Source organism: Oricola nitratireducens (assembly GCF_014904745.1).
GTDB classification, from domain to species: domain Bacteria; phylum Pseudomonadota; class Alphaproteobacteria; order Rhizobiales; family Rhizobiaceae; genus Oricola; species Oricola nitratireducens.
The window spans coordinates 103,237-122,769 of sequence record NZ_JACZCS010000001.1; the positions used below are offsets into that span (position 1 = coordinate 103,237).

At 63.5% G+C, this 19,533-nt stretch carries 16 protein-coding genes, 1 tRNA gene and 1 pseudogene; 10 read left to right on the top strand and 8 right to left on the bottom strand.

Annotated elements, in window-relative coordinates; all coding sequences use genetic code 11:
• Positions 1–164 precede the first annotated feature (164 nt).
• The gene (locus IG169_RS00490; RefSeq protein WP_193174185.1) at positions 165–2,321 is read left to right on the top strand and encodes a malate synthase G; all 2,157 of its coding nucleotides are present in this window, start codon (positions 165–167) and stop codon (positions 2,319–2,321) included.
• 47 nt (positions 2,322–2,368) lie between these two features.
• Here IG169_RS00490 and IG169_RS00495 read toward each other — a convergent pair whose 3' ends face one another.
• Positions 2,369–2,803 (bottom strand): DsrE family protein, encoded by a 435-nt coding sequence (locus IG169_RS00495; RefSeq protein ID WP_193174186.1) that lies wholly within the window; start codon positions 2,801–2,803, stop codon positions 2,369–2,371.
• A gap of 161 nt (positions 2,804–2,964) precedes the next feature.
• Between IG169_RS00495 and IG169_RS00500 the strand changes: the two genes are divergently transcribed.
• The 5 genes from IG169_RS00500 to IG169_RS00520 all read left to right on the top strand — a co-directional run bounded on the left by IG169_RS00500 (position 2,965) and on the right by IG169_RS00520 (position 7,214).
• Entirely contained in the window at positions 2,965–3,990 is a 1,026-nt protein-coding gene (locus IG169_RS00500) for a carbohydrate kinase family protein (RefSeq protein ID WP_246717040.1), read from the top strand.
• A gap of 67 nt (positions 3,991–4,057) precedes the next feature.
• Positions 4,058–4,747: a glutathione S-transferase family protein gene (locus IG169_RS00505; RefSeq protein WP_193174187.1), complete on the top strand. Its 690-nt coding sequence runs from the start codon at positions 4,058–4,060 to the stop codon at positions 4,745–4,747.
• Positions 4,748–4,801: 54 nt separating this feature from the next.
• Entirely contained in the window at positions 4,802–5,926 is a 1,125-nt protein-coding gene (queG, locus tag IG169_RS00510; RefSeq protein WP_193174188.1) for a tRNA epoxyqueuosine(34) reductase QueG, read from the top strand.
• Complete coding sequence (locus IG169_RS00515; protein WP_193174189.1) at positions 5,923–6,804, top strand: SDR family oxidoreductase; 882 nt, start codon at positions 5,923–5,925, stop codon at positions 6,802–6,804. The genes queG and IG169_RS00515 overlap by 4 nt, the downstream gene beginning before the upstream one ends.
• A gap of 80 nt (positions 6,805–6,884) precedes the next feature.
• The gene (locus IG169_RS00520; protein WP_343225534.1) at positions 6,885–7,214 is read left to right on the top strand and encodes a septal ring lytic transglycosylase RlpA family protein; all 330 of its coding nucleotides are present in this window, start codon (positions 6,885–6,887) and stop codon (positions 7,212–7,214) included.
• Positions 7,215–7,337: 123 nt separating this feature from the next.
• Here IG169_RS00520 and IG169_RS00525 read toward each other — a convergent pair whose 3' ends face one another.
• Positions 7,338–9,185, bottom strand: coding sequence for a L,D-transpeptidase family protein (locus IG169_RS00525; RefSeq protein WP_193174191.1), 1,848 nt, complete (start codon positions 9,183–9,185; stop codon positions 7,338–7,340).
• Positions 9,186–9,378: 193 nt separating this feature from the next.
• On the opposite strand from IG169_RS00525, the gene polA reads away from it, so the two are divergent.
• Both polA and IG169_RS00535 read left to right on the top strand, forming a co-directional pair.
• The gene (gene polA, locus IG169_RS00530; RefSeq protein ID WP_193174192.1) at positions 9,379–12,300 is read left to right on the top strand and encodes a DNA polymerase I; all 2,922 of its coding nucleotides are present in this window, start codon (positions 9,379–9,381) and stop codon (positions 12,298–12,300) included.
• Positions 12,301–12,325: 25 nt separating this feature from the next.
• Positions 12,326–13,066, top strand: a complete 741-nt coding sequence (locus tag IG169_RS00535; protein WP_193174193.1) for a DUF3307 domain-containing protein — start codon at positions 12,326–12,328, stop codon at positions 13,064–13,066.
• Here IG169_RS00535 and IG169_RS00540 read toward each other — a convergent pair.
• Positions 13,063–13,968, bottom strand: a complete 906-nt coding sequence (locus IG169_RS00540; protein WP_428982224.1) for a LysR family transcriptional regulator — start codon at positions 13,966–13,968, stop codon at positions 13,063–13,065. The genes IG169_RS00535 and IG169_RS00540 overlap by 4 nt on opposite strands.
• A 169-nt stretch (positions 13,969–14,137) precedes the next feature.
• On the opposite strand from IG169_RS00540, the gene IG169_RS00545 reads away from it, so the two are divergent.
• Positions 14,138–14,434 (top strand): DUF1127 domain-containing protein, encoded by a 297-nt coding sequence (locus IG169_RS00545; protein ID WP_193174195.1) that lies wholly within the window; start codon positions 14,138–14,140, stop codon positions 14,432–14,434.
• A gap of 264 nt (positions 14,435–14,698) precedes the next feature.
• Here the strand turns inward: IG169_RS00545 and IG169_RS00550 are convergent, their stop codons facing one another.
• Genes IG169_RS00550 through IG169_RS00560 form a run of 3 tightly spaced genes read right to left on the bottom strand, consistent with a single transcriptional unit; the run spans position 14,699 to position 16,741 of the window.
• Positions 14,699–15,682 (bottom strand): BMP family lipoprotein, encoded by a 984-nt coding sequence (locus tag IG169_RS00550; protein ID WP_193174196.1) that lies wholly within the window; start codon positions 15,680–15,682, stop codon positions 14,699–14,701.
• 54 nt (positions 15,683–15,736) lie between these two features.
• Positions 15,737–16,387, bottom strand: a complete 651-nt coding sequence (gene msrA / locus IG169_RS00555; protein WP_428982219.1) for a peptide-methionine (S)-S-oxide reductase MsrA — start codon at positions 16,385–16,387, stop codon at positions 15,737–15,739.
• A gap of 30 nt (positions 16,388–16,417) precedes the next feature.
• Positions 16,418–16,741 carry a hypothetical protein gene (locus IG169_RS00560; protein WP_193174198.1) on the bottom strand — a complete coding sequence of 108 codons (324 nt, stop codon included), beginning with the start codon at positions 16,739–16,741 and terminating at the stop codon, positions 16,418–16,420.
• A gap of 246 nt (positions 16,742–16,987) precedes the next feature.
• Between IG169_RS00560 and IG169_RS00565 the strand changes: the two genes are divergently transcribed.
• Positions 16,988–17,077, top strand: a tRNA-Ser gene (locus IG169_RS00565).
• Between the two features lie 139 nt (positions 17,078–17,216).
• On the opposite strand, the gene IG169_RS00570 is transcribed toward IG169_RS00565, so the two are convergent.
• Together IG169_RS00570 and IG169_RS00575 are read right to left on the bottom strand one after the other, a co-directional pair.
• Complete coding sequence (locus IG169_RS00570) at positions 17,217–17,435, bottom strand: cytochrome c-type biogenesis protein (protein WP_193174199.1); 219 nt, start codon at positions 17,433–17,435, stop codon at positions 17,217–17,219.
• 1,220 nt (positions 17,436–18,655) lie between these two features.
• Positions 18,656–19,048: pseudogene (locus IG169_RS00575) on the bottom strand (cell wall hydrolase); the annotation flags it as partial.
• Between the last annotated feature and the right edge of the window lie 485 nt (positions 19,049–19,533).

The window sequence follows — 19,533 nt, forward strand, 5'->3', positions numbered from 1 at the left end:
GTTGCGCGCGCCATGGCCGGGCGCGTCGTAGAATGGCTGACTCTCGGGCATAAAACACCGGTCATTATTTCCCTTTTGGAAAAGATCCTTGTCACTTTGTCCAAGTTGACTCGCCAAGACCGTCCATGCTTTGCCGCAGGCATTGAAAAAGCGGAGAGAACGGCATGGCCGAGACGGTTACGATTGACGGTTTGACGATCGACAAGGGTCTTTACGATTTCATCACCGACGAGGCGATGCCCGGCACGGGCGTCAAGGCGAAAGACTTCTGGCCGGCGTTTGCGGCAATCGTGCACGATCTGGCGCCGAAGAACCGCGAACTGCTGGCGAAACGCGATGACCTGCAGGCCAAGCTCGACGCCTGGTACCGCGACCATCGCGAAGACGGTTACGAGATGCCGGAATACAAGGCGTTTCTGGAAGAGATCGGCTATCTCGTCCCCGAGGGCGACGCCTTCGCGGTGACGACCGAAAACGTCGATCCGGAAATCGCCGATGTCGCCGGGCCGCAGCTCGTCGTGCCGATCATGAATGCGCGCTTCGCGCTGAACGCGGCGAACGCCCGCTGGGGCTCGCTCTACGATGCGCTCTACGGCACCGACGCGCTGGGCGACCTGCCGCAAGGCAAAGGTTACGACCCGGAACGCGGCGGCCGCGTCATCGCTTGGGCGAAAGCGTTTCTCGACGAAGCCGTGCCGCTTGCCGATGGTTCCTGGGCCGACGTGACGGAAATCCAGGTGGGCGAAAGCCTCGTAATGAATACAGCCGGCGGTGAGACGGCGCTTCTCCAGCCCGGGAAATATGCCGGACATGCCGAGAATGGCGATTGGAAGCACATTCTGCTGAAGAACAACGGCCTCCTGATCGAAATCCTGATCAACCGGGACCACGAAATCGGGAAAACCGATCCCGCCGGTATCGCCACCGTCAATCTCGAAGCGGCCCTGACGGCGATCATGGATTGCGAGGACTCTGTCGCCGCGGTCGACGCAGAGGACAAGACGCTGGTCTATCGCAACTGGCTCGGCCTGATGAAGGGCGATCTCGAAGAGACGTTCGAGAAGGGCGGCAAGACTGTCACGCGCAAGATGTATGACGACTTCGTCTACACGGCGCCGGACGGAACGCCCTTCCCCGTCAGATGCCGTTCGCTGATGCTGATCCGTAATGTCGGTCACCTGATGACCAATCCGGCGGTCGTCGACCGTGACGGCAACGAGGTGCCGGAAGGCATCATGGACGCGATGATGACGGCGCTGATCGCGCTGCACGATATCGGGCCGAAGGGGCGCAAGGCCAACTCGACGAAAGGCTCGATGTATGTCGTCAAGCCGAAGATGCACGGGCCGGAGGAAGTGGGCTTCGCCGTCGAACTGTTCTCCCGCGTCGAGGACGCGCTCGGCATGGCGCGCAACGCCATCAAGATGGGCATCATGGACGAGGAACGCCGCACCACGGTCAATCTCAAGGAATGCATCCGCGCCGCGAAGGAGCGGGTCGTCTTCATCAATACCGGCTTCCTCGACCGCACCGGCGACGAGATCCACACCTCGATGGAACTCGGGCCGATGATCCGCAAGGGCGACATGAAGCAGGCCGCATGGATCCATGCCTACGAGAACTGGAACGTCGATATCGGGCTCGAATGCGGCCTTTCCGGCCATGCCCAGATCGGCAAGGGCATGTGGGCGATGCCCGACCTGATGCACGACATGCTGGAACAGAAGATCGGCCATCCGAAGGCCGGCGCCAACACGGCATGGGTGCCCTCGCCGACGGCGGCGACGCTGCACGCGACGCACTACCACCAGGTTGATGTCAAGGCCGTGCAGGAGACGCTGAAGTCGCGCGGGCGTGCCAAGCTCGACGACATCCTGTCGGTGCCGGTCGCGCGTCGTCCGAACTGGACTCCGGAAGACATCCAGCGCGAGCTGGACAACAACGCCCAGGGCATTCTCGGCTACGTGGTGCGCTGGGTCGACCAGGGCGTCGGCTGCTCCAAGGTGCCGGACATCAATGACGTTGCGCTGATGGAAGACCGCGCGACGCTGCGCATCTCCTCGCAGCACATGGCGAACTGGCTGCATCACGGCATCGTCGCCGAGCACGAGATCGTCGAGACGATGCAGCGCATGGCCAAGGTCGTCGACCGCCAGAACGAGGGCGACCCGGCCTACCGGCCGATGGCGCCCGACTACGACAAGTCGATCGCCTTCCAGGCGGCGCTCGATCTGGTGCTGAAGGGCCGCGAACAGCCGTCCGGCTATACCGAGCCGATCCTGCACAAGCGGCGCCTCGAACTGAAGGCGAGCGAAGCGTAACAAAAAAGCGGGCCTTTCGGCCCGCTTTTCGTTTCAGGCGATGCCGTTCACGGCCTCACATAGGAATAGCCTTCCGACTGCAGTTCCATCAGGCGGACGACGCCGGACGGGACGACATTGGCTTCCGACAGAAGCGCGATTTCGTGGCCGGCCTTCTCGGTCATCTTCTTGAGCGTGTTGCCGCAGGCCGAGAAATGCATCTCGGGATTTTCCAGCGCCATGGCGGAAATGCGGTCCTTCACCGGGCTCTTGGCGAAATACATGTTGAGGCCGGGCCCGTAGGCAACGATCTCGATGTCGACCGCCTCGCCCTTGGCGGCGTAAAAGGCCTTGACGTTGGCGGCGTTGTTGAGCGCCAGGTTCATCACCGCCGGGTCGTTCTGGTCGACATGGATGGCGAGCCTGTGGGGATCGGCGGCGAACGCCCCGGTCACGGACAGAAACAGCGCGGCCAGCGCCGCAATCGAAATGCGCAAATTCATGATGGTCTCCTCCACTTTGCGACAATCGCACATGCAAACATGCGCTTTCATCTATGTGAAGGCAAGCGGCCGGTTGCGCGCCGGCATCTGCGGACGAACCAGCGGCGTTCGCGATAGCGCGGGGCATCGCCCGCTTGCATGACGGCGCAAGGGCGGTAGAAATGGGCGCTGCCGCCGCGCAATCGATCCGCGAGGGCGCCGTCCATCTGCGACTGCGGGCCGACCGCGGTCCAACCGAAAGACCCGGAATGTATCTGTGCTGCGGCGATAGCCTTTTCGACATGTTCTCGAGCCCGTCCACCGATCCGCACGGGATCGTCCTTGACGGGCATGTGGGCGGATCGCCGCTGAACGTCGCGCTGGGGCTGGCGCGCATGGGCAACCATTCGCGCTTCTTCACCCGCATCTCGACCGACATGTTCGGCCGGCGCATCGCCGCCTTCATGGCCGATAACGACATCGATGCCGGGCCCTGCGTGACGACAGAGCAGAACACGACACTCGCCATGATCGGACTGAAAGAGGACAACAGCGCCGATTACGTCTTCTATACCGACGGGACGGCCGATTGCTCGGTGACGGTCGGCGACCTTCCCGCCACTCTCGACGCGTCGGTGCGGGTGATCCATTTCGGCTCCTATTCGACCGTGATGGAGCCGACGGCCACGGCGCTCGCGACGCTGGCGGCGCGCGAGGGAAAGAGCCGCTTCGTTTCCTACGACCCGAACCTGCGCACCATGGTCGAGCCGGATATCGACCTCTGGCGCGAACGGGTGAAGACGATGTCCGAGGCGGCAAGCTTCATGAAGGCGAGCGACGAGGATGTCGCGCAGCTCTATCCCGGCAAGACGCCGGAAGCGTTCGCCGCCGAGGCCATCGCGCGCGGCGTCGAACTGGTCTGCGTGACGCTCGGACAGGACGGCGCGTTCGCCTTTTCCGCCGACGGACGCGAGATACGCGTGCCGGGCCTTGCCGTCTCCGTCGCCGACACGGTCGGGGCGGGCGACACGTTCCAGGCCGCCTGCCTGCACTGGCTCGGCGCGCAAGGCCTGACGAAAAAGGGCGCGGCGCGCACAGCCGATCTCGCCGCGATGGCGAATTTCGCCGTCAAGGCGGCGGCGCTGACTTGCTCGCGGCGCGGCGCCGACCTGCCGACGCTTGCCGACATCGACGCGTTCAATCCGTGACGCGTCGATTGCATGCCATCGGCCGTTCGCATAGATACGGACACAACGAGAGCACAGTTCTGATTCCATGTTGCTGTTCCACCATCCGATTTCCGCACCGTCCCGTTTCGTCCGGCTGTTGCTCGACGAGTATGGCGAGACGCCGGAACTGCAGGAGGAACACCCCTGGGCGCGGCGGCCGGAATTCATGCAGCTCAACCCGGCCGGAACGCTTCCCGTGCTGATCGGCGACGCCGGCGTGGCGATCGTCGGGGCCTTCGCGATCTCCGAATATCTCGACGAAACGCGCGGCCCGATGATGCGCGACCGCCGGCTGATGCCGGGTTCGTCGCTGGAACGCGCCGAGGTGCGCCGCCTGATCGACTGGTTCCTGGCCAAGACGGAAGCCGACGTGACGCGGGCGCTGGCGCGCGAGCGGGTGTTCAAGCTGCAGATGTCACCCGCCGAAGGCGGCGGCGCGCCGGATTCGGCGGTGCTGCGCGCGGCGCGCAGCAATATACGCCAGCACATGCGTTATCTCGGCTGGCTGGCGCAGAGCCGCAACTGGCTTGCCGGCGACGCGTTCACCTGCGCCGATCTTGCCGCGGGCGCGGCAGTCAGCGTGCTCGACTATCTGGGCGAGATCGACTGGGCGTCCGAACCGGCGGCGCGCGAATGGTATTCCCGCGTCAAGTCGCGACCGTCCTTCCGCGGCCTGCTCACCGACCGGGTGCGGCGGCTGCCGCCGGCCTCGCATTACGCCGATCTCGATTTCTGATCCCGATGACCCGGGCAGTTGCCCCGCGCCCGCTCCGGCGGGCATGATCGCGCGATGACGGCAAAGACAGCCAAAGACCGACTGATCGATGACCTCAAGGCCGAGGGTTTCACGGCCGTGGGGGTGACCCGCGCCGACGCGATTCCCGAGGCGCGGGACCGGCTGCACGCATTTCTCGCCGGGGGCTTGCACGGCACGATGGCCTGGATGGCGGAGACGGAAGCACGGCGCGGCGATCCACTGGTGCTGTGGCCGGCGGCGAAATCGGTCGTCATGGTGGCGATGAATTACGGCCCGGAGGACGATCCGCTCGAGGCGCTGACACGGCGCGACCGGGTGACGATCTCGGCCTATGCGCGAAACCGCGACTACCACGACATCGTAAAGGGCAAGCTGAAACAGGCGGCAGGGCGCTTCGCGGTGAAGACGGGGGCGGACGTCAAGGTGTTCGTCGACACCGCGCCGGTGATGGAAAAGCCACTCGGCGAGGCGGCGGGGATCGGCTGGCAGGGCAAGCACACCAATCTGGTGAGCCGCGACCTCGGCTCGTGGTTCTTCCTCGGCGCGATCTTCACCGACATGGACCTGCCCGCCGACGAACGGGAGAGCGACCATTGCGGCTCGTGCCGGAACTGCCTCGACATCTGTCCGACCGATGCCTTTCCGGCGCCCTACCGGCTCGATGCGCGGCGCTGCATCTCGTATCTGACGATCGAGCACGCGGGGCCGATCCCGGTCGAATTCCGAAAACCGATGGGCAACCGCATCTATGGCTGCGACGACTGCCTTGCCGTCTGTCCGTGGAACAAGTTCGCCGCCGTTGCGTCGGAAGCGAAGCTGAAAGCGCGCGAAGACCTGAAAAGCCCGGCGATCATCGAGCTTCTCGGCCTTGACGACACGGCGTTCCGCGCGAAATTCTCCGGCTCGCCGATCAAGCGGATCGGGCGCGACCGCTTCATCCGCAACGTGCTGATCGCGGCGGGCAACAGCGGCGACGAAACCGTGGCCGGCGCAGTCGAAGCGCATTTGCGCGATCCCGACGCGACGGTGCGCGGTGCGGCGGTGTGGGCGCTCGGCGAACTGACGGACGAGAACCGTTTCGCCGCCGCCCGCGAGGCGCACCGGAAACAGGAAACGGCCGAAACCGTGATCGGGGAATGGGACAGGATGTCAGGATGACCGGCACCGTAAAGAGCTTTTTCATCTTCGGCGCCGGCTATTCCGGCCGCGCCTTCGGACGGCTAATGGCGGCGCAGGGCATCCCGGTCGCTGGCACGACGCGGTCACCGGACAAGGCGGAGGCCCTACGCGCTGAGGGGATCGCGCCACATCTCTTCGACGCGACGGGCGTTTCGCCCGACCTCCTTGCCGCGCTCGCCGCGACGACGCATCTCATCGTCTCGATCGCGCCGGACGAAAACGGCGACCCGGTGCTCAACGCGCTGCGCGGCGTACTCGAAGCGCTGCCGCTGCTGGAATGGACCGGCTATCTCTCAACCGTCGGCGTCTACGGCGATCATGACGGCGCCTGGGTGGACGAAGAGACCGAATGCCGGCCGGTGTCGCAGCGCTCGATCCAGCGCCTCGCCGCGGAGATGGCGTGGCAGGACTTCGCCGACAGCGTCGGGAAACCGCTGGCGATCCTGCGGCTGTCGGGGATCTACGGGTCCGGCCGCAACGCTTTCGTCAACCTCGACAGGGGCATGGCGAAACGCCTGATCAAGCCCGGACAGGTGTTCAATCGTATTCATGTCGAGGATATCGCGCGGGCGCTGGAATTTCTGTCCGGGCGCCATGCAGAAGGCATCTACAATATCACGGACAACGAGCCCGCACCGCCGCAGGATGTTGTCGAATATGCAGCCTCTTTAATGAAAATTGATCCGCCGGCGGCAATCGACTTCGAAACCGCCACAATTTCGCCCATGGCCCGCTCCTTTTACGGAGAAAACAAGCGCGTCTCGAACGCAAAGGTCAGAAAGGCCGGCTTCGAATTCCGTCATGGCGATTACAGGAAGGCCCTGGATCGCATGTGGGCGGAAGACAGCTGGCGATAGAGCGGAACCCGTATCCATCGGAAACGGTCCGCCCAAACCGGGGTCAGAAATTGAAATCGAGCATTACCGGCACGGCCCTCGTGGCCGCGACACTTTCTCTTTGCGCATGTTCAACGATCACACCCGCTTCCGCCCAGTGCGGCGGGGCCTCCTGGTATGCGCTGCATTCGCGCACCGCATCGGGAGAAATGATGAACCCGGCCCAGATGACGGCTGCGCATCGCAGCCTGCCCTTCGGCGCCAAGGTGAAGGTGACGAATTCGCGTACCGGAAAATCTGTCATCGTGCGGATCAACGACCGCGGCCCGTTCGTGAGGGGCCGGATCATCGATCTGTCCAAGGCCGCGGCCGGCAAGATCGGCATGGTGCGGTCGGGCCACGCCCCGGTCTGCATCGCGGCGCTCGGCTAGCGCCACAAACATCTCAAGGCCATAGTGACGATCATCGTTTCACAGAGCCGATGATCGTCTCCAGCTGTTTGTTTTGTCGCAATTGCGGACGGAAAACCGGTTTCCGCTTTTCCTGGAATTGCTTTAGGAGTCGGCGCTCTCGCGCACCTTGTGCAGGGCTTCCAGCGCCTTTTCGAGATGGCTGTCACGGCCATAGATGTCGGCGAAATACTCGACCTCTCCGGTGTCGGTCGGCCAAGCCGTGAAATAGGCAACGAAGACCGGAACCTGCTGCGGCAAATCCTCCGACGTTTCGCGGCCGCCGCCGATTCGCGACGATATGTAGTCGACATCGGTGCCGAGCACCGCGGCCGCCATCTCGCGCGGCTTCTGCAGGCGCACGCAGCCGTGGCTGAGGGCGCGCACATTGCGCGAGAACAGGTTCCGCGACGGCGTGTCGTGCATGTAGATGTCATGCTTGTTCGGGAACAGGATCTTGATGTCGCCGAGCGCGTTGCTCGGGCCCGGCAACTGGCGAACGTTGAACGGCACCTTGCCGCCATATTGCCACCAATCGACGCTGGAGGACGACACACGCTGGCCGGACGCGGTCGTGACTTCATAGCCGGCACGGTCGAGATAGCTCGGGTCCTGGTACAGCTTCGGCAGCATCTCGTTGACGATGATCGATTGCGGCACGCCCCAATAGGGATTGTAGACCACCGTTTCGATCTTATCGAAGAAGAAGCTGGTCTGGTTCGTCCGCTTGCCGATGATAGCGCGCGTCGACAGCTTGACGTGATCGTTCTCGTAATAGCTGGCGCGGAACGCCGGCTGGTTGATCACGACATGGCGGGTGCCGAATTCCTCCGGATGCCAGCGCAGGCGCTCCATCGCCAGCTTGACGCGCTCGACCTTGGAGGAATGCGTGTCGTTGGCGAGGTGGCCAAGTGTATTGCGACCGATAATGCCGTCGGCCGACAGGCCGTTGTCACGCTGGAAATCCTTCACCAGGGCGGCGATCGCATCGGTATATTCGGGGGTGCCGAAATATTCGGCGAACGTCGCCGCGTGCTTGTCGCGGGTCTCCTCCGTGACATGCTTGCGCAGCGCCTTCATGATCTGCGGCAGCGCCTCGTCCGATCCGCCCGGCTTGAGCAGGATCTTGTCCGGCAGGACGATATCCTCGACGTCCATGGCCTCGAGCGCCGCCAGTTCCTTCTTCAGCGCGGCGTATTCGGGCTGGTGCGGCTCGAGCGTCTTCATCCACTGCACCGGATCACCCGCTTCGGCGAGGCCCTCAATGGCCTTGGCCGCGGTCATGCGCGGCAGCGGGAAGTCGTGATAGCCGGACAGCTTGTTCGGATTGATCTCGCCGTCCTTCATGTCCATGGCGTAGCGTATCGCGCGCGCCGAAAGGGCAATGTCGAAGGCCAGGAGGTTCGCCGTGCGGGCGGCCGGATTGTCCATCGACCAGCCGTCGCTCGGCACGGTCACCGTATATTCTGTCGTCGAGAGGCCGTGTTCGTCGGCGGCCTGCATCAGGGCGACGAGGCTCTTGGCCTGATCGGTGACGCTGTTGCCGCGCGACCACAGGAAGGCCGGATGCTTCGCGTAATGCGCCTTGAGCGCATCGGCGATGTCCTTTTCCATGGCGATGGCGGTATCGGGCGCGAGCCTCAGCGCTTCGGCGAAACGGCTGGCCTCGAAATCGAGGCTCGGCTGCAACGTGCCGTCGGCGGACGGCGCGGGCAGAAGCGACGCGACCGTGACGGTCGTCAGCGCGGCGGGCTTGTAGGTGTAGTAGCGCGGGCTCGACACGCGCCTGACCTGCGGCGGGGCTTGCGGAACTTCCTGGACCTGGCGCTCGCGCAGGCTGCGCCGGTTGCGGCCGAAGAGAAAGTCCTGCAGCGTCATCGTCTGGGCTTTCCCGGAAACCGTCATGGCGGGCACCACCGGAATGGCGACCGTCATGGCCAGGAATAAGCTCAAAATACGTCTCGATTTCACGGTCAACCCCGTCATGTTCGCTGTCTGGCCCCTATGCTGGACAATAACCAACCAATTAGGGTTTAAAAAGGGTAAGCAATAGAGACGAATTGATCACGATTTCTTTAGATCCCGCCTTTCAGACGGCCGCGTTTTCCGTGGACGCCCCTGCCTGCCCGCGCTATGGCTTTGCCCCATGAAAAAAGACGATCACCTGTTCCTGGTCGACGGATCGGCCTATATTTTCCGGGCTTTTCATGCACTTCCGCCGCTGACCCGCAAATCCGACGGGCTGCCGGTGGGCGCAGTCGCCGGTTTCTGCAACATGCTGTGGAAGCTGCTGCAGGACGCGCGCGACACCGATGTCGGGGTGACGCCGACGCATTTCGCGGTGATCTTCGATTATTCGTCGAAGACCTTCCGCAAGGAACTCTACCCCGAATACAAGGCCAACCGGTCCGAACCACCGGAGGATCTGGTCCCGCAATTCGGACTGATTCGCGAGGCGACGAAGGCGTTCAACCTGCCCTGCATCGAGGTCGAGGGCTATGAGGCCGACGACATCATCGCGACCTATGCGCGGCAGGCCGAGGCCGTCGGCGCGCATGCGACGATCATCTCGTCGGACAAGGACCTGATGCAGCTCGTCACCGACCACGTGTCGATGTACGACTCGATGAAGGACAAGCAGATCGGCATTCCGCAAGTCGTCGAGAAATTCGGCGTCGCGCCGGAAAAGATGATCGACCTGCAGGCGCTGACCGGCGATTCGACCGACAACATTCCGGGCGTGCCCGGCATCGGGCCGAAGACGGCGGCGCAATTGCTCGACGAATATGGCGATCTCGACACGCTGCTGGAGCACGCCGCCGAGATCAAGCAGAACAAGAGGCGCGAGAACCTGATCGAGTTCGCCGACCAGGCGCGTCTGTCGCGCGAGCTGGTGACCCTGAAGACCGACACGCCGCTCGACATCGATCTCGACGGCCTGAAACTGGAGCCGCAGGACGGGCCGAGGCTGATCGCGTTTCTGAAGGCGATGGAGTTCAACACGCTGACGCGGCGCGTCGCCGAGGCGACGGGCACAGAGGTCAACGAGGTGGAGGCGGCGTCTGTCGAAGTGGAGGCCGGGCGCGCGGCGCACGGGCCGGATCTCGACGAGGGCACGGCGAAGGAACCGAAGCCCGCCGAACCAGAGGAGATCGAAAGCGGCGCGCTGACGCCGGCGACGCACGCGGCCGAACGCGCGAAAGCCGCCGCTTCGGCGAAATTCGACACGGACGCCTATGTCTGCATCCGCGACACCGAGACGCTGGACGCCTGGATCGCCAGGGCGCGCGAGGCCGGCGTCGTCGCCTTCGACACCGAAACAAATTCGCTCGACGCCATGCAGGCCGAACTGGCCGGCTTCTCGCTGTGCTCGACCCCCGGCGAGGCGGCCTATGTGCCGCTCAACCACAAGTCCGGTAACGGCGACCTCCTGGGCGGCGGACTGGTCGAGAACCAGATCCCGGCAGACGATGCCTTAAGCCGGCTAAAGATGTTGCTGGAAGACGATTCGATCCTCGTCGTCGGTCAGAACCTGAAATATGACTGGCTGGTGATGCGGCGCTACGGCATCGAGATCGCCTGCCTCGACGACACGATGCTGCTCTCCTATGTCGTCGACGCCGGAACCGGCGGGCACGGCATGGACGCGCTGTCGGAACGCTGGCTCGGCCACCAGCCGATCGCATTCAAGGACATCGCCGGGACCGGCAAGAAGGCGCTGACCTTCGACATGATCGACCTCGAAACGGCGACGCGCTACGCCGCCGAGGACGCCGACATCACGCTGCGCCTGTGGCAAGTGCTGAAGCCGCAGGTTCTCACCAAGGGCCTGATGAATGTCTACGAGCGTCTGGAACGGCCGCTGGTGGCGGTATTGGCGCGCATGGAGGCGCGCGGAATATCGGTCGACAGGCAGATCCTTAGCCGGCTATCAGGCGAATTCGCACAGAAGGCTGCTGCGATCGAGGACGAGATCTACGAGCTGGCCGGCGAACGCTTCAATGTCGGGTCGCCGAAGCAGCTCGGCGAAATCCTGTTCGGAAAAATGGGCCTGCCGGGCGGCAGCAAGACGAAGTCCGGGCAATGGGCGACCGGCGCGCAAATGCTGGAAGACCTCGCCGCCGAGGGTCACGAACTGCCGCGCCGCATCGTCGACTGGCGCCAGCTGACCAAGCTGAAATCGACCTATACCGACGCGCTGCCGGGCTACATCAACCCGGAGACGAAACGCGTCCATACCTCCTATTCGCTGGCCGCGACCTCGACGGGGCGCCTCGCCTCGTCGGAGCCGAACCTGCAGAACATCCCGATCCGCACGACGGAAGGAAGGCGCATCCGCACCGCCTTCGTGGCGGAAAAGGGCAACAAGCTGATCTCGGCCGACTACAGCCAGATCGAATTGCGCGTGCTCGCCCATGTCGCCGACATCGCGCAGCTGAAACAGGCCTTCGCCGACGGCATGGACATCCATGCGATGACGGCGTCCGAGATGTTCGGCGTGCCGGTGGAGGGCATGCCGCCGGAGGTGCGCCGGCGGGCGAAAGCGATCAATTTCGGCATCATCTATGGCATCTCGGCCTTCGGGCTGGCGAACCAGCTGTCAATTCCGCGCGAAGAGGCCGGGCAGTACATCAAGACCTATTTCGAGCGCTTTCCGGGCATCAAGGACTATATGGACGCGACCAAGGCGTTCGCGCGCGAGCACGGCTATGTCGAGACGATCTTCGGACGGCGCGCGCATTACCCGGAGATCAGGGCCTCCAACCCGCAGGTGCGCGCCTTCAACGAACGCGCGGCGATCAACGCGCCGATCCAGGGATCGGCCGCCGACATCATCCGCCGCGCGATGATCCGCATGGAGGACGCGCTTACCGACGCTAGGCTGTCGGCGCGGATGCTGTTGCAGGTGCATGACGAACTGATTTTCGAGGCGCCGGAAGCGGAAGTCGAAAAGACGATCGAGGTGGTGCGCCAGGTGATGGAACACGCCGCCCTGCCGGCCATCCAGATGGCCGTGCCGCTGCATGTCGACGCCTCGGCCGCCGACAACTGGGACGAGGCGCATTGATTTGACCATCGGGGACTGAACGGCGATGGACGCGGGGGCGATCTTCCAGACATTTTCGGTGCTGCTGTTCGCGCATCTGCTCGCGGACTTTCCGCTGCAGCCGGAGCGGATCGCGATCAACAAGGGCAAGATACCAGTCCTGTCGGTGCATATCGCGATCGTGACAGGCGCCGCGCTGGCCGCGCTCGGCTATTTCGCCCCGGCGATCATCATCACCATCGCGGCCACGCATTTCACCATCGACCTGTTCAAATCGCGCAAGGGGACGTTCAACCTCGCCTGGTTCCTCGCGGACCAGGGCGCCCATATCGGCGTCGTCGCCGCCGTGTCGCTTCTATGGCCGGCGGACCTGTCGCATTCCTTGATCTACCGGCATCTGGCGCCGGACCAGCTTGCCGCCGTGCTCGGCGTCATGATGCTCGGCTCGGGTTTCATCATCGCCGTGCTGGCGGGAACCTACGCGATCGAATTGTTTCTCAAGCCCTTCGGCAACGCGGCCGGGGTCGCCCCGGGCTTGCCAAAGGGCGCGCGGGCGATCGGCCAGCTGGAACGGCTGATGATCTTCGTCTTCACCGTTATCGGCGCGCCGGCGGCCAACGGCCTGCTGATCATCGCGAAGGCAATCCTGGTGTTCGGCGACATCCGTGCGCAGGGGCAACGCAAATACACCGAATATGCCGTCATCGGCGCGCTCGCCAGTTTCGCCTGGGCGATCGGGATCAGCCAGCTGGCGGTGTGGGCTTCGCGTTACTTCCTGCCCGGCTAAGCGATGGCCGGGCAGCAATCGAGCTCGCCGGCCTTCCACGCCTCGATGCAGGAGTGGACGTGGTTGGCGACGGCCCTGACCGCGCAGTCGTCGACATCGCGCGTCATCATGCGGATCTGGGTGGTTTTCAATTCCGGCAAGCCCTGGGCATGGCCGAGGCGCACCAGCGCGCCCTCGACCAGCAGCGCCGGGATCGGCGCGATGGCGAGATCGGCCTCGATGGCGGCGATCTGGACCGCGTAGTTGCCGCTCATATAGGCGACGCGATAGGGAATTCCGGCGTCATCGAGCGCCTCGACGGCGCTTGCCCGCCAGGCGCAGCCATGCTCCCACATGGCAAGCGGCAGCGGCGAGCAGGCATGCGCCTTGCCGCCACGCACGCCGGTCCAGACCAGCGGCTCCTCGAGCAGGACTTCGGTGTCGCCGTCAAGCGGATTTCCGGGCATGGCGTTCATCAGTGCGACGTCGAGCGTACCGGCGCGGAAGCGTTCGGCTATGCGCGACGAGGAATCGATGACGACATCGACCATGACGTTCGGATGGCTAACCGAAAACTTCTTCAAAATGTGCGGAATGAGGCGGGTGCCGTAATCGTCCGGCGCGCCGAAGCGCACGGTACCGGCCATGTCGGGCGTCACGAAACGCGCCATCATCTCCTGGTTCAGCGCAAGGATGCGGCGCGCATAGGACAGCAGGACCTCGCCATTGGGCGTCAGCGTCACGGAACGCGAATCGCGGTCAAAGACCGAGACGCCGAGAAGCTCCTCCATCTTCTTGACCTGCATGGAGATGGCGGACGGCGTGCGGAACACGCGCTGGGCCGCTTTCGAGAAACTTCCCGACTCGACGATGGCGACGAAGGTGCGCAGCAGATCGCTGTCGAGCTGCAGCGGAATGACCATGTTTTCGAGTTTTCCCGGTGCATTCATCCCGTTTTCCAATCATCAAAATCATTGATCGAGAAGGTCAAATCTATTCGTTTGATTGAACCACGACTCGTCGGCATTGTCCATCCCGCAGCGCGGCCATTCGCAACGAAGGGTTCGCGGCAGTGAAAAAAGGAGACTGGAAATGACCTCGATCGAACTGCAGACCCACCATGAACGCCGGCACGGCCGCAGCGCCGGTTCCATGCTCGGCCGGCTCGCCGCCGCGACCGTATCGCGCATCGCGCACGCGGTTGCGACATGGGACAGGCATCGCCGCAACCGGGCCGCCTTCCGCGCGCTTCTCGGCAAGGAAGACTGGGTTTTTCGCGACATGGGCATCCACCGCGGCGACGTGGAATGGGCATCGCGTCTGCCGATGCACCTGAATGCGTCGGAGGAACTGGAAAAGCTGCGCGCCCGCAGCATGATGGGCCGGTGACGCATTCCGCAGATGCCGGTACGCTCGACAATCCCCAATGCCAAAGGCACACGCCAAAGCGCCGCGGCCGGCACGGCCGCGGTTTCCTGATTCCACACGATCCAACTCCGGATCGCGCATAGCCCGGGCGGCCTGACGCCCCTCCCAATCCACGCCCAAACGCTCCGGATGGCGGTCATGCAGATCGCGGACGACGCCCCGACGCGCGCGACGCCGGGCCCATCGGGCGGGAACCCGTTCGTCGTTCAGGATATGTCGCAGGCTTCAATAGGGGCAGGAATTGTCGGTGATGAAGTCGTGGACCTCGATCGCGCCGGAGACGATCCTGGCCCTGGCGTCCTCGACGGCAGCCAGCATGTCGTCGGTGACGAGCGGCTTGTTGTTGGTATCCATGGCGTAGCCGATACCATTCTCGGCGAGGCCGAGAATCCGGATGCCCGGCCGGAAGGTCTCGTCGGCGCCAGCCTTGAAGACATTGTAGACGGCGACATCGACGCGCTTGAGCATGGAGGTCAGGACATGGCCCGGCTGCAGGCCGTTCTGGTCGACCTCGGCGCCGATGCCGAGCTTGCCCGCCTCGGCGGCGGCCCGCAGGACGCCGACGCCGGAGTTGCCGGCCGCGTGAAAAATGACGTCGGCGCCGCGGGCGATCTGCTCGCGGGCGACCTGGCCGCCCCTGACCGGGTCATTCCATGGGGCCGGCGTATCGTCGACATAGCTCTCGATAACCGTGGCATCGGGAATTACCGACTTCACGCCGCCGAGATACCCGCACGCGATGCGCGCGATCAACGGAATGGACAGGCCGCCGACGAAGCCGACCGTGCCGGTTTTGGAGGCCTTCGCCGCCATGACGCCGACGAGCCAGGCTCCTTCCTGGTCCTTGAAGACGACCGACTGCACGTTCGGTGCTTCGACGACCGAGTCGATGATGCCGAAGTCGGTGCCGGGGAATTCCTTCGCCACGGTCTCGATCGCCGGCGCGAAGGCGAAGCCGGTTACGACGACCGGCGAATTGCCGTCGCGGGCGAATTTGCGGAGAACCGGTTCACGTTGGGCGTCGTTCCGGATCGCGAATTCCCGATAGGAGGCGCCGGTTTCGGCCTTGAACTTCTCGGCGCCGACCAGGGCCGCCTCGGCGAAGGACTTGTCGAACATGCTACCGAGGTCATAGACGATGGCCGGCTCCGCGGATGCGGAAACGGACATTGCCGTTGCGGCCATCAGGCCAAGTGCGATGCGCTTCATGCGCCTCCCCATGCCGGTCGCGCCAAACGCGCCCCACGGCCGGGCCGGCCGCGATCACGTGCCGGGACAGGAAACGCCGGTTCCGCGCAGGCCGCAATAGCCGCCGGGATTCTTCGCCAGATATTGCTGGTGATATTCCTCCGCGTAATAAAATTCCGGCGCTTCACGGATCTCGGTGGTGATCAGCGCGCCCGATCCGCTTTCGCGCAGCGCAGCCTGGTAGGCGTCGCGGCTCGCCTCGACGGCGGCGAGCTGTTCCGGCGACGTGGTGTAGATCGCGGAGCGGTAGGTCGTGCCGATGTCATTGCCCTGGCGCATGCCCTGGGTCGGATCGTGCTCCTCCCAGAAAGTCTTGAGAAGCGCCTGCAGCGAGACCTTTGCCGGATCGAAGACGACAAGGACCATCTCGGCGTGACCGGTCAGGCCGGTCGTCGTTTCCTGGTAGGTGGGGTTGGGGGTCAGGCCGCCGGCATAGCCCACCGCCGTCACATAAACGCCGTCCGTCTTCCAGAACAGCCTTTCGGCGCCCCAGAAACAGCCCATGCCGAAATAGACCGTCTCCATGCCGTCCGGCCAGGGGCCCTTCAGCGGATTGCCGTTGACGAAGTGATGGGTGGCCGTCGGCAGCGGCTCGGCGCGGCCACGCAGCGCATGCGCCGGATCCGGCATCTTGGTCTTCTTCTCGAACATGCTGGCCAGAAACATCATCCGTCTCCCGGTTTTGGCGTTGGCGGATCAGCGCTTCAGGCGCTGCAGTCCGCGCAGCCGGGGCTTGCGCCCGATCACATAGAACACGAAGGCAAACCCGGCGAACACAGCAAATGTGGGCAGACCGAGCGCCGTTGCAAGCATGCCGCCGGTCACGAATTCGGGAGCGTTTTGCGCGAACCACGCCCGGAAGCTCTCGAGCAGTTGCGGCGCGGCAAGCTCGAAGCTTTCGGCAAACGGCGTGAAGACAAGCTCGGAGACGCCGATGGATCGCGTCGCGTCGACGACGACGAACATTACCGCGATCGCGAAGCAGACAAGGGCAAGGGTTCGAAACAGGAGACGAATCATGAGCGGGACCGGAGCGGCGCTGGTGCAATTCCTGAAAAACGTGCGGCCGGACCCGGTGCATACGAAACACGGACGCCGATGACAATGCGGCTTCAACCGAGGCGCGGCGAAATGACGGGATTTCGCGCAAAAAAGAGATGAAATTGCAGTTGAACGCCAAGGCGTTCTGACTATAGTGCCGCCACCGCGGACGGGCCCTGCCCGATCGTTCCGCCCGGCTGCAACCATCCGGGCATCATGGATTACGGTGAGGTGGCCGAGTGGTTGAAGGCGCACGCCTGGAACGCGTGTAGGCGGGAAACCGTCTCCAGGGTTCGAATCCCTGTCTCACCGCCATTTTTTCTTTTTTTTTACTTTTTTCAATTCGCGGGCCGCAGCTACCATCCCGGCTTTCCAAGCCATGCGGAAGCTGCCCGAAATGCGCCGAACTACAAGCCGGAGCGTTGCAATGCAGCAAGCTGCCTGCCTTGTCCGGTCAATGAAGCAGGGATCTGTCGGGCATGCCGATCACCGCGTCTTCGAGCAGACCCAAAGCGAAATTGCTGGACAGGCCAACAAGCGCATTGGCAATTTCCTCCTCCGCCCAACCGATCTTCAACGCATGCTCGATCAGGGCGCGGAACTCTTCGAGGATTTCGGCCTCGCAATCGATGTCACCGTCGCCGTTGGCTTTCGTACAGCTTACCGTTTTCATGGTCTTCGACCTCGCGAATCGCGCTGCAACTTCCGCAAGGTAACATCGACGCTCTCCATAGCAAAATCCTGCAATCGGGAGGCAAGACGGACCGCATATCCCGGTACGCATTCGGGCCCAGCACAATTTCGGCCGTAACCTCACCTGTTCTCACGGCATAAGAAATAGGCCGCAGAACGTCTCTCGTTGGGGGCGATAGAGACGAACTGCGGCCTGTGGAGGTCAACCCCTCTGACAAGGCGCCGAACCGATAACGACCATTGCGGATACCTGACGCAACGTAAAGCATCTATCCCAGTATAAAATGCGGCGCGATTTAATCCGGTTTCTCCGGGCTTCGAGAGGCGCCGGGTTAAACCGCCGTCGCCAAATACGCCGCCACGCCGCCGCATATGAAATGGGCCGCAGCCGTGCTGTGACCGGGTAAAAACCTGCGGCCCGTGGATAAACGCTACATTCAAATGCACGCCCCCCCGTGGAGGCCGTCAGCTTGCAGCTTCTTACGCCAAGTAAGTCAGGCTGTTCACATTCGACCGGTTCGCAAATCGCCGTTTCCCGGCGCAGGAAGTCCCGTCCAGGCGGTCATTCTTCACGAGCCCGCAAGCGAAAATCCAGGGGTAATCGCCCTCCCGACAAAAGCAGTCGAAGAAACCCGAATCGGGAACACGGGCAGCCTCAGACGGGCGCGCATTAACCTAGATTAGATTCCCGGTTTGAGTTAACCCGAAAAATCTCATATTTTAATAAAGTTCTAACCATAGAACGGCAGGCCCGGCAGTGCCCCTTACCCAGCCCTGCGCCGCCGGGCCTGATCCCAGTATCAGGCAGTTCTGCAGTGTTTCTCTCAGGATATTCAAAGAGCAACGCCACGCATTACGTGGGCGCACAACGCCCGAATCCGATTTTACGCCTGGCGGGCAACAGTTCAACAAGCCATTTCGCCAATCGCCGTCTTCCTGTGAATTGCGTTAACTGGATGTTGCCGAGGCACGAGGCGGCGGCTTTTTCCCATGCATCGGCGCGCGGCGCGGGACGGGCGCAAACGACAAGACTGCAGTGCGCCGCCGTCGCTCAACGGTAGACGCTGCGGCCCGTGAGGTCGGCCAGGGTCAGAGATGCGACCCTGTCGCCCAATATCGCGCATACCTCACCAAGCGTAAGGCAGAGCATTGCGCGCAACCGGGACCAGGCGAATCCCGACACATCGCGGTTTTCGCCTGTCAGGACCGATAGAAGATGTGCCGGCCTATCTTCGACAGGCGCGTCATCTTCGGCGCCCAGTTCGGATTCACATAGGCAGCATGGTAGTGGGTCGCCGCGCCAAGAGCCGGGATCAGGCCATGCCCCTCGAGCACCTCCTCGGCGTTTTCCTTCGCACGCAGCCAGGCGCGCCTCTCCGACGGCTCGTCCGAGCGGCCGTCGCAGGCAAAGGAGAACTGGCAGGCATTGCGCCTGTCCTCGTTCTGGAAAACAACGCCGCATATCGTATCGGGATAGGCATCGTCCCTGACCCTGTTCAGGATCACCTGCGCGACGCCGACCTGGCCGCGCCGGGATTCACCGCGCGCTTCGAAATAGATCGCGGTCGCAAGGCATTTCTTCTGCTTTTCGGAAACATGCACCGCGCCGCCCAGATGGCCGCGGCTGTTGGGATAGCCCGCATGGGCGGGCGCGGACATGCCAAAGGCGGCGCAGAAGACAAAGGCCAGAGGCAATATGGAAAGATGGCGCGGGGAAGAGCGCCCGGTTTGTTTTTGAAACAAGGGAACCATTTCGCAGACTTGATTGTTGGTTGTTGTTGCGCGCGAAACGCGGCGTGACCGGCTTTGACACGCCGGAAATGGGCAGAGTGAGGCGGTGTTCGGGCTAAACGAGGGAATTTCCCTGGCGCAAATAGGGCACCGCGGACAGGCGAAGACGTACCGGCGCGGGCCTTGTCAGGCGCGGCGGACGGCGCTCCTCGCCGCTGGCGTTAATTAACCTATGTTAAGTAATTGTTGAGCGACAGGCCGTAACGCCGCAATTCCTCAAGGTTCCCGGTCAAGTGCGCGACAGGCCCGGCGACAGCCATCCGTCAAATCCCGTAGCGCATGCCTGC